1 protein-coding gene is annotated in these 1,316 nt (G+C 43.8%); it reads right to left on the reverse strand.

The features are described 5' to 3' along the window. Nucleotides 1-31: 31 nt before the first annotated feature. The gene (locus ABD036_RS19065) at nt 32-1,243 is read right to left on the reverse strand and encodes an IS256 family transposase (protein ID WP_343862782.1); all 1,212 of its coding nucleotides are present in this window, start codon (nt 1,241-1,243) and stop codon (nt 32-34) included. Nucleotides 1,244-1,316: the final 73 nt, after the last annotated feature.

The raw sequence follows: 1,316 nt of genomic DNA on the forward strand, positions 1-1,316 counted from the left end.
GAGCCTGTAACAGATTCTGTGTAACTGCCATTTAGTTAATGTGCTTTTCGAGGCGATCCCCGAACTCAATGATAAATCGAACCATGGCCTGACGCCAGTTATGGATCGGCATCGACCATTTTTTGGATGCTTCGGTAATGGCTAAGTAAACCATTTTCTTGGCAGAGTCATCACTTGGGAATATCTTCCGCTTCTTAATGGCCTTACGAATAACGCTGTTGAGAGACTCAATGGCATTGGTGGTGTAAATGGCTTTGCGGATATCTTCAGGGTAATTGAATAAGGTGTTCAGATTCTGCCAGTGCGCACGCCACGACTTACTTATCTGCGGATATTGGTCATCCCACTTTTCACCAAATCGTTCGAGTTCAAGTAGCGCTTCATCTTCAGTGGATGAGCGGTAAACCTGCTTTAAATCAGTGGTGACAGCCTTGTAGTCTTTCCATGAAACGTATTTCAATGAATTACGCACCATATGCACAATACACAGTTGAATTTGGGCTTGAGGATACACTGAGTTAATCGCATCAGGAAAGCCCTTGAGGCCATCCACACAGGCAATTAAGATATCTTCAACACCACGATGCTGCAATTCAGTTAGCACGTTCAGCCAGAACTTCGCGCCTTCGTTTTCAGCTATCCACATGCCCAGAAGCTCCTTATGCCCCTCAGTGTTGATACCCAAAGCTAGGAATATGGATTTGTTGATAACACGTTTGTCTTGGCGAATTTTCACCACCAAACAATCGAGATAGATAATGGGGTAAATCGGGTCGAGTGGCCGTGATTGCCATTCGATAACTTGGTCAATAACCGCATTGGTAACACGTGATATTAGCGTTGGCGATATATCGGCACCGTACCATTCATCAAAGGCTTTAACGATTTCACGGGTGCTCATGCCTTGCGCATATAGCCATAATATTTTCTCGTCCATGGAGGTAAATCGAGATTGGTGTTTCTTAACCAGCTTAGGCTCAAATAACCCATCTCTGTCACGAGGCGTGTCGAGTTCAAACTCACCATCTTCGGTTTTGATACGTTTAGTCGTTTTGCCGTTACGGCTATTTTGTATCACCGATTTAGCATGTTTCTCATAACCTAAATGCTCATCCATCTCAGCGTTTAATGCAGCTTCAACGGTGATCTTCTTCAGCATTTGGCTGAACTCATTGAGATCTTGTGGGGTTTTAATGCCTTTGGCCGCTTCCTTGGCGAAAGCTTCTAATTCTTTTTTGTTCATTTGCATCTGCCTATCCTTAACTCTTACTAGAGTATGTTGTGATAGGCAGTTACACAAAATTAGTTACAGGCTC

The organism is Aliiglaciecola litoralis (assembly GCF_039523355.1).
Classification (GTDB): domain Bacteria; phylum Pseudomonadota; class Gammaproteobacteria; order Enterobacterales; family Alteromonadaceae; genus Aliiglaciecola; species Aliiglaciecola litoralis.